This window comes from Bythopirellula goksoeyrii (genome assembly GCF_008065115.1).
Taxonomy (GTDB): domain Bacteria; phylum Planctomycetota; class Planctomycetia; order Pirellulales; family Lacipirellulaceae; genus Bythopirellula; species Bythopirellula goksoeyrii.
The window spans coordinates 2,303,644-2,319,624 of the sequence record NZ_CP042913.1 but is presented as its reverse complement, the minus strand read 5'-3'; the positions used below and the strand labels follow the sequence as shown (position 1 = coordinate 2,319,624).

At 53.4% G+C, this 15,981-nt stretch carries 11 protein-coding genes and 1 tRNA gene; 8 read left to right on the top strand and 4 right to left on the bottom strand.

The features are described 5' to 3' along the window. Positions 1–4: 4 nt before the first annotated feature. Positions 5–1,384, bottom strand: a complete 1,380-nt coding sequence (gene hydA / locus Pr1d_RS09160) for a dihydropyrimidinase (protein ID WP_148073249.1) — start codon at positions 1,382–1,384, stop codon at positions 5–7. A 284-nt stretch (positions 1,385–1,668) separates the two neighbouring features. Between hydA and Pr1d_RS09155 the strand changes: the two genes are divergently transcribed. From Pr1d_RS09155 to Pr1d_RS09130, 6 genes are all read left to right on the top strand, one after another. Further along, a complete protein-coding gene (locus tag Pr1d_RS09155) occupies positions 1,669–3,105 on the top strand; it encodes an HD-GYP domain-containing protein (RefSeq protein WP_148073248.1) in 1,437 nt (478 codons plus the stop codon). Between the two features lie 60 nt (positions 3,106–3,165). After that, a complete protein-coding gene (locus Pr1d_RS09150; protein ID WP_148073247.1) occupies positions 3,166–3,855 on the top strand; it encodes an HD domain-containing protein in 690 nt (229 codons plus the stop codon). Positions 3,856–3,963: 108 nt separating this feature from the next. Further along, positions 3,964–5,475 (top strand): PQQ-dependent sugar dehydrogenase, encoded by a 1,512-nt coding sequence (locus Pr1d_RS09145; protein ID WP_148076321.1) that lies wholly within the window; start codon positions 3,964–3,966, stop codon positions 5,473–5,475. Between the two features lie 558 nt (positions 5,476–6,033). After that, a complete protein-coding gene (locus tag Pr1d_RS09140; RefSeq protein ID WP_148073246.1) occupies positions 6,034–8,502 on the top strand; it encodes a TolC family protein in 2,469 nt (822 codons plus the stop codon). A gap of 196 nt (positions 8,503–8,698) precedes the next feature. Then, positions 8,699–10,222 carry an HlyD family efflux transporter periplasmic adaptor subunit gene (locus tag Pr1d_RS09135; RefSeq protein ID WP_148073245.1) on the top strand — a complete coding sequence of 508 codons (1,524 nt, stop codon included), beginning with the start codon at positions 8,699–8,701 and terminating at the stop codon, positions 10,220–10,222. Beyond that, positions 10,222–11,505, top strand: a complete 1,284-nt coding sequence (locus Pr1d_RS09130) for an ABC transporter permease (RefSeq protein WP_148073244.1) — start codon at positions 10,222–10,224, stop codon at positions 11,503–11,505. The genes Pr1d_RS09135 and Pr1d_RS09130 overlap by 1 nt, the downstream gene beginning before the upstream one ends. A 149-nt stretch (positions 11,506–11,654) precedes the next feature. Here Pr1d_RS09130 and Pr1d_RS09125 read toward each other — a convergent pair whose 3' ends face one another. Continuing rightward, a complete protein-coding gene (locus Pr1d_RS09125; RefSeq protein ID WP_168205136.1) occupies positions 11,655–12,653 on the bottom strand; it encodes a lysylphosphatidylglycerol synthase transmembrane domain-containing protein in 999 nt (332 codons plus the stop codon). Positions 12,654–12,876: 223 nt separating this feature from the next. Between Pr1d_RS09125 and Pr1d_RS09120 the strand changes: the two genes are divergently transcribed. Continuing rightward, positions 12,877–12,949: transfer RNA gene (locus Pr1d_RS09120), tRNA-Ala, on the top strand. Between the two features lie 163 nt (positions 12,950–13,112). Next, positions 13,113–13,799, top strand: a complete 687-nt coding sequence (locus tag Pr1d_RS09115; RefSeq protein WP_148073242.1) for a hypothetical protein — start codon at positions 13,113–13,115, stop codon at positions 13,797–13,799. Between the two features lie 57 nt (positions 13,800–13,856). Here Pr1d_RS09115 and Pr1d_RS09110 read toward each other — a convergent pair whose 3' ends face one another. Both Pr1d_RS09110 and Pr1d_RS09105 read right to left on the bottom strand, forming a co-directional pair. Beyond that, positions 13,857–14,897, bottom strand: coding sequence for a DUF362 domain-containing protein (locus Pr1d_RS09110; protein ID WP_148073241.1), 1,041 nt, complete (start codon positions 14,895–14,897; stop codon positions 13,857–13,859). After that, a complete protein-coding gene (locus Pr1d_RS09105; RefSeq protein WP_148073240.1) occupies positions 14,894–15,766 on the bottom strand; it encodes a hypothetical protein in 873 nt (290 codons plus the stop codon). Before Pr1d_RS09105 ends, Pr1d_RS09110 begins: the two co-directional genes overlap by 4 nt. Positions 15,767–15,981: the final 215 nt, after the last annotated feature.

The following is a 15,981-nucleotide window of genomic DNA, read 5'->3' as shown; positions in this document are numbered from 1 at the left end:
CTCGCTAAAAGTGTGTTGGCTTGCGCGTCAAGAGTTGCCCGTGACCAAGTTCACCGACGAACTTACCGTCGCGCACTTGAACTTTGCCGCGAACAGTCACAGCGCTTGGTCGCCCTTCGATCTCCCAACCTTCGAAAGCGTTGTAGTCGACTGCCATTTCTTGGTTTTCGACCGACAGCGTCCCTCGGTAGTTGGGATCATAAATCACTAAGTCAGCATCGCTGCCCACTTGAATCGTCCCCTTGCGAGGATACATTCCAAAGAGACGGGCAGCTTGGGTGCTGGCAGCATCGACAAACGTATTCAGGTCGATGCGTCCTTTGCAAACACCGTGGGTGTAGAGGATATTGACTCGATCCTGGACCGAGGGGATACCGTTGGGGATCTTGCTGAAATCGTCCCGGCCCATATCCTTCTGACCTATGAAATCGAACGGGGCATGATCGGTCCCGACGGTGCTGATCAAACGCGACCTGAGCGCCGCCCAGAGGGCGTCGTGCTGAGTTTCATCGCGCAACGGGGGGGACATGACGTACTTGGCACCCTCGAAATCAGGTTTTTCCGTGTAGGACTTGTCGAGCACGAAATGCGGAATCACCGATTCGACCCAAGCATGGACTCCTCGCAACTGGGCCTCTTGTACCGCTTGAAGGGCTTCTCGACATGATGTATGGACACAGTAAACATGGGCACCAGTCATTTCGGCAAAGGTCATCAAGTGATGCACCCCTTCCGCTTCAACATGTGGAGGTCGTGAATCGTTTTGCCACTCTGGTCCAGTCTTCCCTTCGCTTAGTAGCCGAGCCTGCAGTTGGGCGACGAGCGTTTCATTCTCGCAATGCGCGGTGACAATCACACCCAATTGCTTGGCCAGAGCTAGAGTCCTAAAAAGTTCTTCGTCGTTGATACCCAAAGCCCCTTTGTACGCCAGGAAGATCTTAAACGAAGCAATGCCTCGATTGACGATTTCGCGCAGCTTGCCCTCGGTCTGATCGTCGAATCTTGAAACCCCCATGTGGAACGTATAGTCACAGCCACTCTCCGCAGCACGAGAGAGCCACAATTCGTAGCTCTCCAAGGGATCTTCGCTACGGGAAGGACAACACATCTCGATCAATGTCGTAGTCCCACCGACGAGTGCTGCTCGGCTTGCAGTCTCGTAGGTATCCTTGGCATAGGTCCCCATGAAAGGGAGGTAGATATGCACATGAGGATCGATGAACCCAGGAAACACATATTTCCCTGAGGCATCAATGACCTCGATATTCTTTCCTGCATCAATATGCGGAGCAATCTGAGCGATGACTTCCTCTTCGCAGAGAATGTCTCCGAAAAAATCCTCTGAAGCCGTGATGATGCGACCGTTCTTGATTAATAGAGACATATGCGACCTGCCAAGATCAAAGGGAACGTGACTTAAGTTGAAGCGAGAAGTACTTATTCGCCAATTGTGACGCTCAAGAGGGGCGGGTCAAGCCGTTTGTGTGGAAATTACCTGTTGCACTGGTGAACTACTAGGATTGCTTGGATCGACATGAATTAAGGTGTTTTCTGTGATCTCCTGCGAGCTAATCTTGTTCAGATTGTCCTCCATAGAAGAAGTCAAAATGAGCATCCTTGTTCAGACTTCATCGAATCAATGCGCCTTCAGGCTATGCCACGACGTCAATGACCAAACTACAAATCCGAAGCCGGTGTTTCCTCTTGGCGCTGTTGGTTTCCGCACAAGCGGGGTGCCTTCTTTTTGGAGTCGCTTGGGCGACTGGATGGCTTTGGGATACTTATCAATTTGTCGTCAACGACTATGTTTCCTCCGCTGGACGGGCCGAAGCTCATGAATTGGCGATCGAAGTGAAGGCCTTAGGAGTCACCACATCTGAACCTGGCACGCAGGATTGGCAGAAACTACAGCAGCTATGTGAAATCACAAACATTCCAAACGACGGTGTGCTCTGCATCATGCGTAGAGACAATGGTGCTTTGCTCTGCCATCCAGATCTCAAGGCCGATCCAGGGCTATTGCGATTGTTTCCAGGAAAAAGCCTCCTGACTAACGACGAAACTTCCGGCCCGATCACGCAGTTAGTCCGGGAAGCAGAGTCCCAAAGACTGCCTGTGGTCAATGGCAAAGTGGAACTTTATGGGCAATTGCATACGTTTACGGGCTTTAGCATGCCCAGCATCAATGCAATCTTGGGCGTTTACCAATCGAACGTGTCCATCGCTTCGTTTGCTGCATCGACGATTCGGCCGGTCATGCAAATCGGTTACATCCTCGTTGCATTTATCGTCGGAGCTACGGCGATGATCACCATATTTCTACTGAATCGGTATGAAGATGGACTAGCTGATTCTAATTCGAAGCTCGAAGAACAGGTCACCGAGCGAACTCAATCCCTGGTACGCACACGCAACGCGGTTACATTCGGACTGGCCCGCCTAGCCGAGTTTCGTGACATTGCCACCGGGAAGCATTTGGAACGGATCCGGTCGTATGTGTCCATCCTAGCTACAGAAATGGCTCGTACGAATCCTGAGATCGCGCCGGGTTTTGTAGCTGACCTCGCGGCAGCTTCTTCGCTTCATGACATTGGCAAAGTCGGCATTCCTGATGCGATACTTCTTAAACCCGATCAACTAAAGCCCAGTGAACGCAAGGCGATTGAAATGCATACAACATTCGGGAAGGAATGTCTGTCTGCGATTCGAAAGCAACTCGGCAACGACGATTTCTTGGAGGTTGCCGAGCAGATTGCTGCAACCCATCATGAACACTGGGATGGCAGCGGCTATCCCCAGGGACTGCAAGGAAAGGAAATACCACTGACTGGCCGAATCGTTGCTTTGGCAGATGTGTATGACGCGCTCACATCCGATCGCCCCTATAAGAAGGCAGTATCACATGAGGCGGCGCGTGAGTGGATTGTCACTCGCTACGCGCAGCAATTCGACCCCGCAGTAGTTGAGGCCTTCGTTGCCCGCGAAGATGATTTTCGCCGTATTTGTCATAGCAAACGCGATACTCGAACCAAAGCGGCTCAGAAAACTAACCCTGTCTCAGACTCATGCGAATTCGATAGTGCGGTATTGGCTGTGACCAGATAGACTAGATCTCTATCAGCAGGCACACCGCTGTTTCAACCTCTAGCCGATAACCATTGAGCAGTGAAGCATTCGAAAGTACGCCGCCAGATCGCTTGGGAAGCAGCTCGCCTGATTCGTGAGCAACCAGAGATGCGCCACTCCGACGCCCGTCGCGAGGCCGTCGAGCGACTTTACCCACAGGGCATTCGGCAAGTCGACATACCTTCCGATGCAGAAGTTGGTCAGCAAATGCGTACACTCGCACGGGCCGATCAGCCCACAGATTGGGACCGTCGTTTTCAACTTTATGCCGAATTGCTGCATCCCCTTGTTGATGTGAAACAGAATCCCTGCTCCCATCCTGAAGGAGATGCGCTCTACCACAGCCTGCAAGTTTTCTTGCTTGTCCGAGAGGAAATTCCGTACGATGAGGAATTACTCACAGCGGCATTGCTGCACGACGTGGGTAAAGCCATCGATCGCAAGCAACCCCAGGCTGCCACGCTCAAGGCACTATTAGGAATTGTAACCGAGCGTACTCTGTGGTTTCTCGAAAATCTGGCGGCTGGGAGTTCGCACTTGAACGCTTCGTTGGGAATCCGTGCCCGCAAGAGGCTTGAAACCTCAGAAGATTTCGATGAGCTCTTGTGTTTAGCAAAGTGTGATTTGGCAGGGCGACAAATTGGCATAGTCGTGCCTGAAGTCGAGGAAGCCTTAGAAATGCTGCGAGAACTGGCCGTCTCGCATGATGATTTGTCTGATTCAGAATAGTTCGCTAGCTTGCGATTATTGCGTATTTTTCTTGCAATCGGCCCGCTCTTTTGGGATACTCACACTCGGGACAGAAGTATCGCACTACCGGAACAAGCGAGGCGAATCATGGCACGGGGATCTGGCTATAAGTACACATCTAAATGCGGCACTCTAACAACCTCAGCGTTTCTGCTGGCCTTCGGGTTTTTGGGAGCGGCATACTCGTTTGGTGCTGCTGTGGGTTTGCATCGGGTGGTTAATGGCTTGAATCAGCCCGTGTTTGCCACATTTGCTCCGGGGGATAAAGAGCGCCTGTTTGTCTTGGAAAGAACTGGCACTATCAAGATTGTTAACTTGTCGACTGAGACAATTATCTCGACTCCGTTCCTGACGGTTCCAGACACGGATAGCAGCAGTAGTGAGGAGGGCCTGCTTGGCCTGGCTTTCCATCCGAACTACGCAACGAATGGCAAGTTTTACATCAACGTGACAGTGGACGATGACGGCGGTACGGCAGCGACACGCACTCACATTCGAGGATACACGGTCTCGGCGGATCCGAATGTTGCCAATCCAGCGGCAACGGAACTGCTCGCTTTCAATCAACCGCAGTCTAATCATAACGGCGGCTGGATCGGTTTTAGTCCGGTCGATGATTACCTGTACATCATGACTGGTGACGGAGGTAATGGAAACGATACTGGCACAGGCCACACGGCCGGCATCGGCAACTCTCAAGACATCACTTCCAACTTGCTTGGAAAAGCGCTGAGGATCGATGTCGATGGTACGAACGGCACGGGAGGTAATTATGGCATTCCTGCTTCGAATCCGTTTGTCGGTGCTACAGGGGATGATGAAATCTGGGCCTATGGACTTCGTAATCCCTATCGGGCAAGTTTTGACAGACAAACGGGTGACCTCTGGATCGGGGATGTCGGACAAGGCTCTCGTGAGGAGATCGATTTTCAACCAGCCTCCGACACCGGCGGAAGGAACTACGGATGGCGAGTTCGAGAAGGATTCATTCAAAACCCAGCCTATCCGAATGATCCTACTCCTGCTGGGGCAGTTAACCCAGAGTACGACTATCCTCGCGGTGGTGGGGCCGCGGTGACTGGTGGCTATGTCTATCGTGGTCCTGATCCGGAATTGCAAGGACAGTATTTTTTTGGCGATTCTCAGCAGAATTTTATTCGCACATTCGACCCCTCGAATCCTATTGGGACCGCAACCAACATCCATGGTTCGCTGCCTCCTGATGCCGGTACGCTCAATGCGCCTGTCTCTTTCGCCGAGGATTTCTATGGAAATCTTTACGTCTTAGATTACACGGGAGAAATATTTCGTTTTGTCACCGATGCCGTTGTTCCTGGGGATTTCAACGGCGACGGGAAAGTCGATGGTGATGACCTGGCAAAGTGGCAAGCAAGTTACGACTTGGACGGTGGCGCCGATGCGGATGACGACGGCGACAGTGATGGTGCCGACTTCCTCATCTGGCAACGCAATTTCGGCAAGACGGCTCAGGATCCGCCGAGTCCCTTGAGCAGCGAACCGCATCAAGTTCCCGAGCCAGCAACATTTGCGCTGTTGGCTGCTGGAATACTCGCTAGTTGGTGTGCTCGGCGGAGGTGAAATGCAAGTCTAAGAGGTCAACCAATCTTCTGCAGGACAAAGCAAGGTAGGGTCGGTCCCGATCGGGTTCGATTTTGCACTCAAGCAACTCGGGAAGACACTAAAAAGCAAATTGTCTGCCGAGATGCGGTCGCGCACAATGGAGTGAATTCACTCTCCCAGACGTCGGAAAGCGCCACGTTCTATTCGAATTATCAAAGAATCCGCAGACTCTGCTGCGGACCCATTATCGTGAACTGGGTGGCCGATTTCTACAATGGTTTCTAGTCTGAAAATGAGCTTCGCTCTCGCCTCGTGAATCAAAGCAGACATTGTCTCGGCGAAAGGAAACGTGCTCTGCACGGTTGGCAGGTGGACGCATAGTTTTCCCAATCGTTAAAGCTTCGCGCATTCGGCTTGCTGCTAGCATCGCGTCGGCTGAGAAAGGGGGTTCAGCCATATCCGGTTCAATTTCACTGACCGATAGAACTGTCAGAGTCCGACTTTCTTATCGACTTGCTAGCAGTGAACCGTTTGTCTATGCCCGGGTTTTGGACACATCGAGCGGCATCGAACCTCATGTCTATGTGCGTTCTTGTGCTCTCGTGCGCGCTGCTCGATGGGTGTAACCGGACCAAGTACCGACGCGCCGCGGATCGAGAATCCTATTGCTTGATCGAGAGCCGTGAAACCGACCCAAGGTGGGAGGTTCCGATTCGGACAGTCGAACCGCAACCCGCTTCCCGCATGTATTTTGCTGCGGAGCAGGACTGTGGTCTGAAACCGCAGGACGATCCCGCCGCCCATCAATACATGGACTATCCCGATGGTTTCAACAATACGAAGTACTACTCGAAAATCGGCGACAAGGGCTATACCGAGAATCCGATGTGGGCAGAGTTCCTGCCGCGGAACAACGAAGGAGAGATTGAGCTAAATCAGCCGCTCGCGATGGATCTGGCCCTGCTGAACAGTCGAGAGTATCAAACACAATATGAATCGGTTTATCTAACTGCTCTTGATCTCTCCAGCAATCGATTTGAGTTCGACGCGCAATGGTTCGGAGGAGTCGGCGCTGATTTTACGGCAACCGGCGAGGACTTGGGGGACTCGCGGTTTCTCGATGTCACAGCTAGCCGACTGGGCTTCACCAAGAACTTGCCTGGTGGGGGACAGTTTGCGACAGGTGTGTTGAACAACCTGTTTTGGGATTTTGGATCTAGTGGCATCGAGGGGGGCTCGGCAGCTCTGGTCACGACCTTCACTCAGCCCTTGTTGCGAGGTGCATTTCGTTATGTCCGGCTGGAAAGTCTCACTCAGGCAGAACGCAATCTGCTTTATTCGGTACGCGATTTCGCTAGGTTTCGCCGACTTTTCTACGTTGATGTTGCTACAGGTTATTTGAACCTTCTCAACCGGTTACAGGGCATTCGAAACGCACGCAGTAATGTGGAAAACCTGCGTCAGAATCTGGTGGAATACAACTTCTACGTGCAGCTGGAAATCAAATCACAAATCGAGCGTGACCAGGTCTTCCAGCAATATCAAAATGGCCGTTCGTCGCTGTTGGGGTCCGAACAAGGTTTTGCTCAAGCCCTGGACGCCTATCGCTTTCAACTAGGGCTGCCGTCCTGGGTGCCATTAGAATTAGACGAATCCCTGCTCACTCAGTTCGAATTAGTCAATCCAGAGATTATCACGCTTCAGGAGGAATCGCAGGAGCTATTCATATCGCTCATGGAGTATCTCCCTCCAACGGAGGCCCCTCGGTCCGTACTGCAGTCGACGTTCGATGAGTATCGTGAGATCCGAGATCGTGTGGAAGCCTTCGTACCCGAGGTCGATGAGGAGTTAAACAAGTGGATAGGACAGTTAAAGAAGGTTGAGATGGCATCGCTCTCAGCAGACGATCGAATGGACATGGAGCAGCAAGTCTCCTATGCCGAAGATGTCGAGGAACTACTGACAGAAATGAAGGACGCCCTGGCCGATCGCGCAACGTTCGACAAAGACCTGCAAGAGCTCATCCATGCAGCTAGTGCCGAAGGTTTGCAGGCGACAGTAGATCCGTTGCAAGTTGACGATGAAGAGCGGCCGATGACGCCCAACGGGCAAGCGTGGGAAGCACTTCAGCAGGCGATTGGCGAGCAGCTTCGAGGCGAGCTGGCCGACCTCTATTTGGCCCAGACCTTGGTGCGCCTGTTCTTGATCGAGATCGAGCCTCACGATGTGCAGCAAGAATCGGCCATCACTTATGCGCTCAATAATCGCTTGGACGTCATGAACAGCAAAGCGACCGTGATGGACGCTTTCAGAAGAGTCGAGGTTGCTGCGGACGCACTGGAAAGTGACCTAACGGTATCGGGCGGTGTGACGATTGGTAGCGATCCTTCGATCAACAATGCCTATCGCTTTGACTCCTCAGCCAACAGATATCGAGTAGGTGTCGAATTCGATGGCCCCCTCAATCGCCTCAACGAACGCAATGTCTACCGTGCGACACAAATTGCCTATCAGCGCGCCAGCCGCTCGTACATAGCCGACAAAGATCTAGTTGCGAACGAAGTTCGTGAGATTCTTCGCCAATTGGAATTGAGTCGGCTCAATTTCCAGATCGCCCGCCAGACGCTGGTCGCGGCGACACGACAGGTTGATCAGACACAGATCGATTTACGGCGAAGTTCGGCAGCCGATTCCAACCTTACTTTGCTGCTCTTGGGAGCGTTGGATGGTCAATTGAGTGCTCGGAACAATCTGATCTCGAACTGGGTCCAGTATCGCATTCAGAAGATGAATCTGTTCGCGGCTCTCGACATGCTCTACCTGGACGAAACCGGTCATTGGATCAATGAAGAGTCCGGGTGGGAAGAACTGGCTAATTTCCATGCGATAGATCCTGATTATTTCCCACCGCAGTTCTCGGATGAAATGGCAGGTATTCAGGACCGAGCGTCCGAGGAAGAAGATGGCCAATCAGTTTCCGATGGCGAGCCAGAACTGCTGCCTCCTCCTGAGATGCCACCGATTCCAGAATTGATTGCGCCTTGAGTAGTCCCCGGGCTAGGGATAGCGCCGACAGTCGTCGGAACCGAGATTGACTACCAGACAAGTGAGTTCGAATGAGTGTCGGTGCTACCCGAAGATATACACCTTCAATTGCTGTGTTTTTTCGGTTTTCGGTGTATCGTAACGCCAAGCTCGGTTAGAATGCAAAGGTGAGCTCTACTTAGTTTGGACAATTGCAATGAAACCGATCTTCTCTTTCTCGATTGTTTTGGCTGTGATGGTCGCACTTGGTTTCGGTGCTATCAAAGTTCCGGGGCTGTTCGGCGATTCTCGCTCTGACTCCGATGAAGCGGCAACCTATGTCGTGAGGCGGCGTACCCTCAAAGATCGCATCATTGAACGCGGTACGATGGAAAGTCAGAAGACAGTCTACGGCAAATGTGAAATTCCTGGTCGAAATAAAATTACCTTCATCGTTCCCGAGGGGAGCCAGGTTAAGAAGGGTGACAAAGTAGCTGAGTTTGAGACGAATGATACTGACAAAGAGATTCAGAAAAAAGAAGTTGAAGTCAACGATGCCAAGGGGAAACACGCAGAGACCATTCAGGCTCTAGAGATACAACTCAACAAGAACAGCACAGATATTGCGACGGCTCAACTTGAATTCGAGTTGGCTGTGATCGACCTCGAAAAATACATCAAGGGCACGTTCGCTTCAGAGGAAGCCGACTTAGAGAGAGCAATCAAGGAAGCCCAAGCCGAACTAGAGAAAGTTCGAGACGAGCGAAACTACACCGAGCTGCTTGTAAAAAAAGGTTATCGCACACCGCAGCAATTGCTGGAAAAGGACCTCAACGTGCAGCGGTATGAGTTTCAAGTAGAGCGAGATCGTCGAAAACTGGAAGTCCTTCGCGAATACGAGAAGAAACGCCAAGAGACGGAGTTGAAAGCGAAGGCAATAGAAAACGAATTGAAACTCGCACGATCCAAAAAAACAGCTGAGGCCGAGCAGAAGAAGGCTGAGGCGGCAGTCGCCAACGCCAAGAACTCAGTAAAGATCCACGAACAACAGTTGGATGAACTGAAGGAGTTGCGTAAAAAATGCACGTTGCTCGCCGAGCAAGACGGAACGGTCGCGTATGCAAATGAGCGGTGGTATGATGCGTCCCAGAGAATTCGCGAAGGAACGGAAATGTATTCTGGACGCGATGTCTACTATCTTCCCGACATGACTCGGATGCAAGTTAAGGCGCAAGTGCACGAGTCGGTCATTGATCGCATCAAGGTCGGACAACATGCGGTGATTCGACTGGACGCCTTCACGGATATCAAATTGGCGGGAACAATCTCCTCTGTGGCGGGAATGGCTGCTAGTAGTTATTCCAATGTGCAGAACTATGAGACAATCGTGCAGATCGACGAATTGCCGGAAGGCTTGGCAATCAAACCTGGCATGACGGCTGAGGTCGATATTCTTGTGGGAACCTATGAGGATGTACTCGCTGTCCCGGTCAGCGCAGTGACTGAGCATTTTGAGCAATCATACGCGTATGTGCTGGATGGTGGTAAGGTGGACCGACGGGTGGTCAAGACTGGACGGATCACGCATTCTTTCATAGAAATTACTGAGGGTCTCGAAGAGAAAGAGATCGTTGCCCTGGACGCTTACCAACGCGGCCTCGCAGATTTTGCCGATGCTGAGAAGAAAGCGATTGTCGGTGACATGCCCCAGCCTGTGCCTGCTCAGCCGGGGGCCAAGTAATGCTGCTCAGTGGGCGCCAGCGGGCCTTGTTGCGCACCGCCGTGAATGGCGTAATGCTACACAAGTTGCGATCCTTGCTTACCGTATTGGGCCTAGTTTTCGGAGTGGCAAGCGTCATTGTAATGCTAGCCGTCGGCGAGGGTGCTAGTCGCCAGGCCCAGGAACAGATCGAAGCGCTCGGGGTCACCAATGTTATCGTCCGAACCGTCAAGCCCACGGAGAGTGACGCGGAAGTCGACTTTCGAGCTTTCGAGCAAGACTATGGGCTGACTTACGCTGACCTGCGACGGATTGATGACACAATCGTGTCCGCCATCAGAATCACACCGATGCGCGAATTTCCCCAGGAGGCACGTTATGGCGCACAGAAAATCGATTGCCGCCTCGTGGCGGTTCATCCTAGTTATTTTGAGGCCAATCGAATTGGCTTAGCTCGCGGTCGATTTCTTGAGCCGGTCGATTTGGAGCAACGTGCGAATGTATGCGTGATCGGCGAGGAAGTTGCTCGAAAAGTTTTTCGTGAGCAATCCCCCTTGGGAAAATCCATTCAAGTGGCCAATCGCCACTTCTTCCAAGTCGTTGGTGTCCAGAGCTACAAGACTCCCTCTGCTGGGGTTGGTTCCAGCCTCTCCGCACAAGACTTGAATCGCGACATCGTGATTCCGTTGAGCACGGATCGAAGTCGGATCGGCGATGTCATTGAGCGGGTAGAACAGGGGAGCTATTCAAGGCAACGACTTGAGTTGAGCCAGATTACCGTCGAAGTCCGGGACCGATACCAGGTGAAGTCAACTGCCAATGCGTTAGAAGGACTGCTGGCAAAATATCACCCGCAGAAGGACTATGTCATCACCGTGCCGCTCGACTTGCTGGAGCAGGCGCAGGCGACGCAGCGAATTTTCAATTTTGTCCTCGGTGCTACGGCAGCGATCTCGCTGCTCGTGGGTGGCATCGGCATTATGAATATTATGCTGGCCACGGTCAGCGAACGTACCCATGAAATCGGCATCCGACGCGCACTAGGGGCAAAGCAGTCGGACATTATCTTTCAATTCTTGATCGAAACCGTTACGCTCTCTCTGTTCGGAACGGGCCTCGGTGTGTTGCTCGGTTTGGCAGCACCGTCGTTGGTTACCTATCTCTCTGGAATGGATACCGTTGTGACCATCTGGTCAGTTGGCGTGGCAGTCGTCGTTTCTTTAACTGTTGGGATTGCCTTCGGCATTTATCCAGCACGCCAAGCAGCCCGACTGGATCCTATCGAGGCATTACGTCGTGCCTAGCGACAAGCTGAGATCATTCGTCCTACTCTGGTCCGGCTGCCGCCTTGCGGCATGCAAGGGGGCTCTGTGGATTTGTAAGGGAGTTGCGTCGGTCGCGCTCTGCTGCGCTGGGGCTACGCATCGCGGTTAACAAGATGTAGCGGGAAGTTTCAGCCGATTTCTTCGGCGAGCTCTTCGGCTTCGACTAAGAGTTTGTCGATGCGTTTCTTGGCTGCGAGGTAGTAGCAGGCTCCTAGCGCGGCGACTACATAAGTAAGGGCACGATAGCAGAGGGCGACCATGGCGCCGTCGGTTTCGCGCAGGCCGATGGTGCCGAATAGTTTGGCAAGGCCGGTTTCGGTGAGACCCAGGCCACCGGGGGTCAGAGGTAATGCGCCTGCGACCAATGCCATCGGGACGATGGTGGCGTTCTCTTGAAAAGTCGGGCCGGTGATGGGGAGGCCACGGCTGATGCACCAGAAGGCGCTTACCAATAAACAATGCGTGGTGAGTGCGAGACAAAAGGCGGCGACCAGGTAGCGACGACGGCTACGGAAGTTGGCAAGACCTTCGCTCAGTTGGCTCAGAGAATGACCAACCAAGGGGAGCTTGCCAAGGAGGTTTTGCATCCACTCGCCTGAGACAAGCCGGCTGGTCATGAGCAGTAGCATTCCCACTCCGACCAGCATGGCGGTCCAGACAACGGCTTCGACGCCACTGAGTAGGGGACTCTTGCGGAGCGAGTCGCTGGCAAACAGCAGTCCCACACTGGCAACGACGAGCATCCCTACCAGTCCGACGAAGCGGTCGATAAACACGGACGCCACCGCTTCGGTCCGGTGCCCCGGTTGTTCGTGGGCAATGAAGGCGGCTTTGAACAGATCGCCTCCGACGCTGCCGGGCATGACCTGATTGAGCATAAATCCGAGTGTGCCGAGTCGGAAGGCATCGCTCAGTAGGAATTGCATGCCGAGACCATGGACGAGCAGATACCAGCGGACGAAGCTGCAGGAGAACGAGATGAGTACCATGCCAAGGGCGAGGGCAAGAAATGACCAGTCTTTGGGTTCGCTTATCAAGCGCGAGAAGCCGGCGTCCCCTTGGATTTTTACCAGGAGGTAGGTGACTATCCCGAGCGCGAGGGCAACCTTGCACACGGTAATCAGCATTCTCAGGCTTCTGGGGAGTTGGCTCATGGGAAGAGGAAATGCACAATGACCAATGCTAGAGGGAGAATCCCTACGCATGGGTCATTGTTCTTTGGACATTGGAAATCCTGCCTTCTTCTGCGGCGTTGACAATTGGGTGGGAGAGTGATAGTTTGCCAGTTCGTCGCCGACAGGGCCAGGGCGGTTCCTACGGACTGCGGGCAGGTGGCGATGTTCGTTTCCCGGGGGATTAGCTCAGCTGGGAGAGCGTCTGGCTGGCAGCCAGAAGGTCAGCGGTTCGAGCCCGCTATCCTCCACTTTCAATTTTTGCCTTACCCGGTCCCTATTTCCAAGACGGATCGGGTTTTTTATGCGCGGTGGAATTCAATAAGCGGATCGGCCTTAGCCGCCGGTGAGAGGGTATTTACCTGCGGCTAGCGCCGATCCGCTCATTAAGTTACTCTCTGCTGGAGAATAAGAGTGCCTGGCGAACGATTTGAAATTGAACCCGAAGAGTCCATTCGTGAACCGCGACAGGGTTCGGGATGCTTGAAGGGCTGTCTGATTGTCGTAGCAGTCATCGTGGCTCTCTTTGTGATCTTTGGGGTAGTCGCTTTCTTTCAGTGGCGGGGTTGGGCGACGGCGATGGCAACGACTGCCATTGAGCAGTCGTTGGATGCGTCGAACTTGCCGGCACAGGAGAAGCTCGAGGTTCAACGTGAACTCGGCAGGGTCATGGAAGCTTTTAAGGCGAACGAGATCACTGTGCCCCAGTTCGGGGAGATCATAACGGCGTTGTTGGAATCGCCGCTGTTGAACATGATCGTCGTTTCCGTCATCGAGGCACAATACCTGGATAAGTCGGATCTCAATGCGGAGGAAATCGCTGCTGGGAGAGTTACTCTGCGACGGTTTGTCAGCGGCGTGATTGATGAGAGGATCAACGAAGAGGATATCGAAAAAGTGCTGTCACATATCGCGGATCTGCAACCCGATGGCACATGGATCTTCCGGCAACAAGTAAGCGATGAGGATTTGAGGGCGATGCTGGCCTCTGCCAAAAAGGAAGCAGATGCTGCCGAAATACCGGAAGACGTTGCCGAAGTGGATCCTTCAGAAGAAGTACGGCAGATTGTTGATGGGGTGCTCGGGGAGCAGATGCAGTAGTCGCTAGAGGCGAGGACGCTCCGCTCCGCCTCGTGAGGCTCGGCGGACTCGTTGCGGCTAACTCACCAACGGTCCGGTGGGCGTCTCGCGAAGATTCCGCAGGTGCGGCTCGTCGAGAATCTGGAACGGGCTTACGAGTTCTTGCCAGTTTTCGCCACGCTGAGTGATACGATTTTCTGCGATTGGTCCCAAGCGATCCGCTGCCAGCGAGAGGTAGCTTACTCGTTCGGGCCTGATTCCCATGATACGCGCTGCGGTGGCGTCGACGGCTGGTAGGGAGCTGCCGACTAGCACCAATCCCATATGCTTCATGCTCCCCAAAATTGGGCCGTCCCCTTCCATGCAGTCAATGGCGTCCACGATAGCAAGTGATTTGGGGAGCGATGCATTGATATCGACTACTGTCTGGGGGATGCCGTTGTGGTGCAGCACATTCTTGGGCCAACCATATTTGATGCCGGGAAGCGTGCCGTAGAAGTTTTTCATTGCACAGGTGACGCCCACCCAGTGGTGGGTTTTCATTTTGGGTAGCGACACGACGTAGTCAGCCTCGCAGACGCTACGAGGGAAATAGATTCCCTTGAGCGGGCTGACTCGACCTCGGTTGACGCGCCAGGCAACATCTTCGTAGTTCAAATCGGCAAATTCTAGTCGTGCATCTCGCAGTGCCTCAGAGACGCCTGATTCGACCAGGGCCATCTCCGTGTCTCGGACATGACCGGGTGCTTCACCCACGGTGACAGTTGCGCCCCAACCGCGGAAAACCTCGGCGGCAGCGATGATCACGGCAGGGTGCGTGGTCATGTGGGGGATTTGGCGGGTTGGCTCGACCATGTTGGGTTTGAGGAGGACCCGTTTGTTGGCGAACTGGTGAGGAACTAAGCCGCAAGCGTTTAGCCCATCGCGAATTGTTTGGACCAACTGGCCGTTGTATTGCTGATTGCGGGCGACGAAAACTTCGGCAGTGGGCAACATCCAGTGGGCCAATGCCTTGGCCCCCGCAAAGCCGGCGATCGCCACGCCCCCGGCGGCCAGCATTGTGCGGCGGGTGGGTTGAGAGAAGGATTCGGGTGAAGTGGGTTTGCGAGGAATTGTCATGCGGTTGCCTCCGACTGGATTCCTGGAAACAGTTCCTTTTCTTCACTGGCCGCCAGCAAGAGCAGAGCCAACTTGTACTCGCTGGTTCCGCTGGCCATTTCACGCCCGTACGCCTGTCGAAGGTAATCTGTGGCTTGCTGAGGACGGCGACCTTGGGCAGTTAGCCCGAGCAATCCGTAGCACATCGAACTGGTTGTGGTTTCTGGTCTAATGTGGTTTTGCAGATAGTCAAGTGATGCCACCACGCGAGGGTCTTTGTTCTCTTCTCCGGCCAAGGCAAGCATAGCAAGCCCTGTCGACTGAACCTGGGGCATCATCTGTTGTCCAAGCACCATCGTGTTGCCATAGTTGCAGCCTCCGGCAGGAAGGAGTCGGTCTGCGATCATTCGCACACCTTCGCGGGTGCGATTGTGGCCATGAAACCCCGCTGCTTTGAGGGCGATAACGAACATGCAAGTCGGCTCCATCCAGGCATGCGTATCAGCTGCCCAAGACCAACCAAGGATACTAGGATCGTGGCCGACATCCGGGTGACGATCCGCAGGCTTGCCCTGGGTTACTAGAGCCCAATCAATGGCTCTCTTGATATGGCTTGCGAAAGTGACTTGATCGCAAGTTGTCCAAGCAAGAATCGCCAGACTTGTGGTCCAGGCAGGGGTGTCACGCTCGGCAAGAGCACAGACTGCCCCATTGCTTTCTTGAGAATCAACAAGTTGATTCGCCAGACGAAGCGCGGCTTCGTGATTGTTGTTGATTTTCAGTGCCAGGCAGGCTAGCGAAGTCGGTTCGGCAGCCCAGGGACCATCAGGACTGTATGCGCAGCGATTGGCCGAGGCTAATTGGTCGATAGTCTGCTGAATGAAATTCACTTTGATATCTCAGATCGCTAAGCCGTAAGCGACAGGTGATTTCTAATCACCACATAAGGAAAGTGTAGGTTGCAAAATGGCAACAAAACGGGCAGAAATCAGGACTGAATTGGTACGAATTGTCCAGTCCTACCGAAAGGAGAGGGGGCCCCGTCTTGACGGGGGAAAATCTTGAGACTATTTGGCCAATTCTTTTTGACTTCGGATGGAACTGA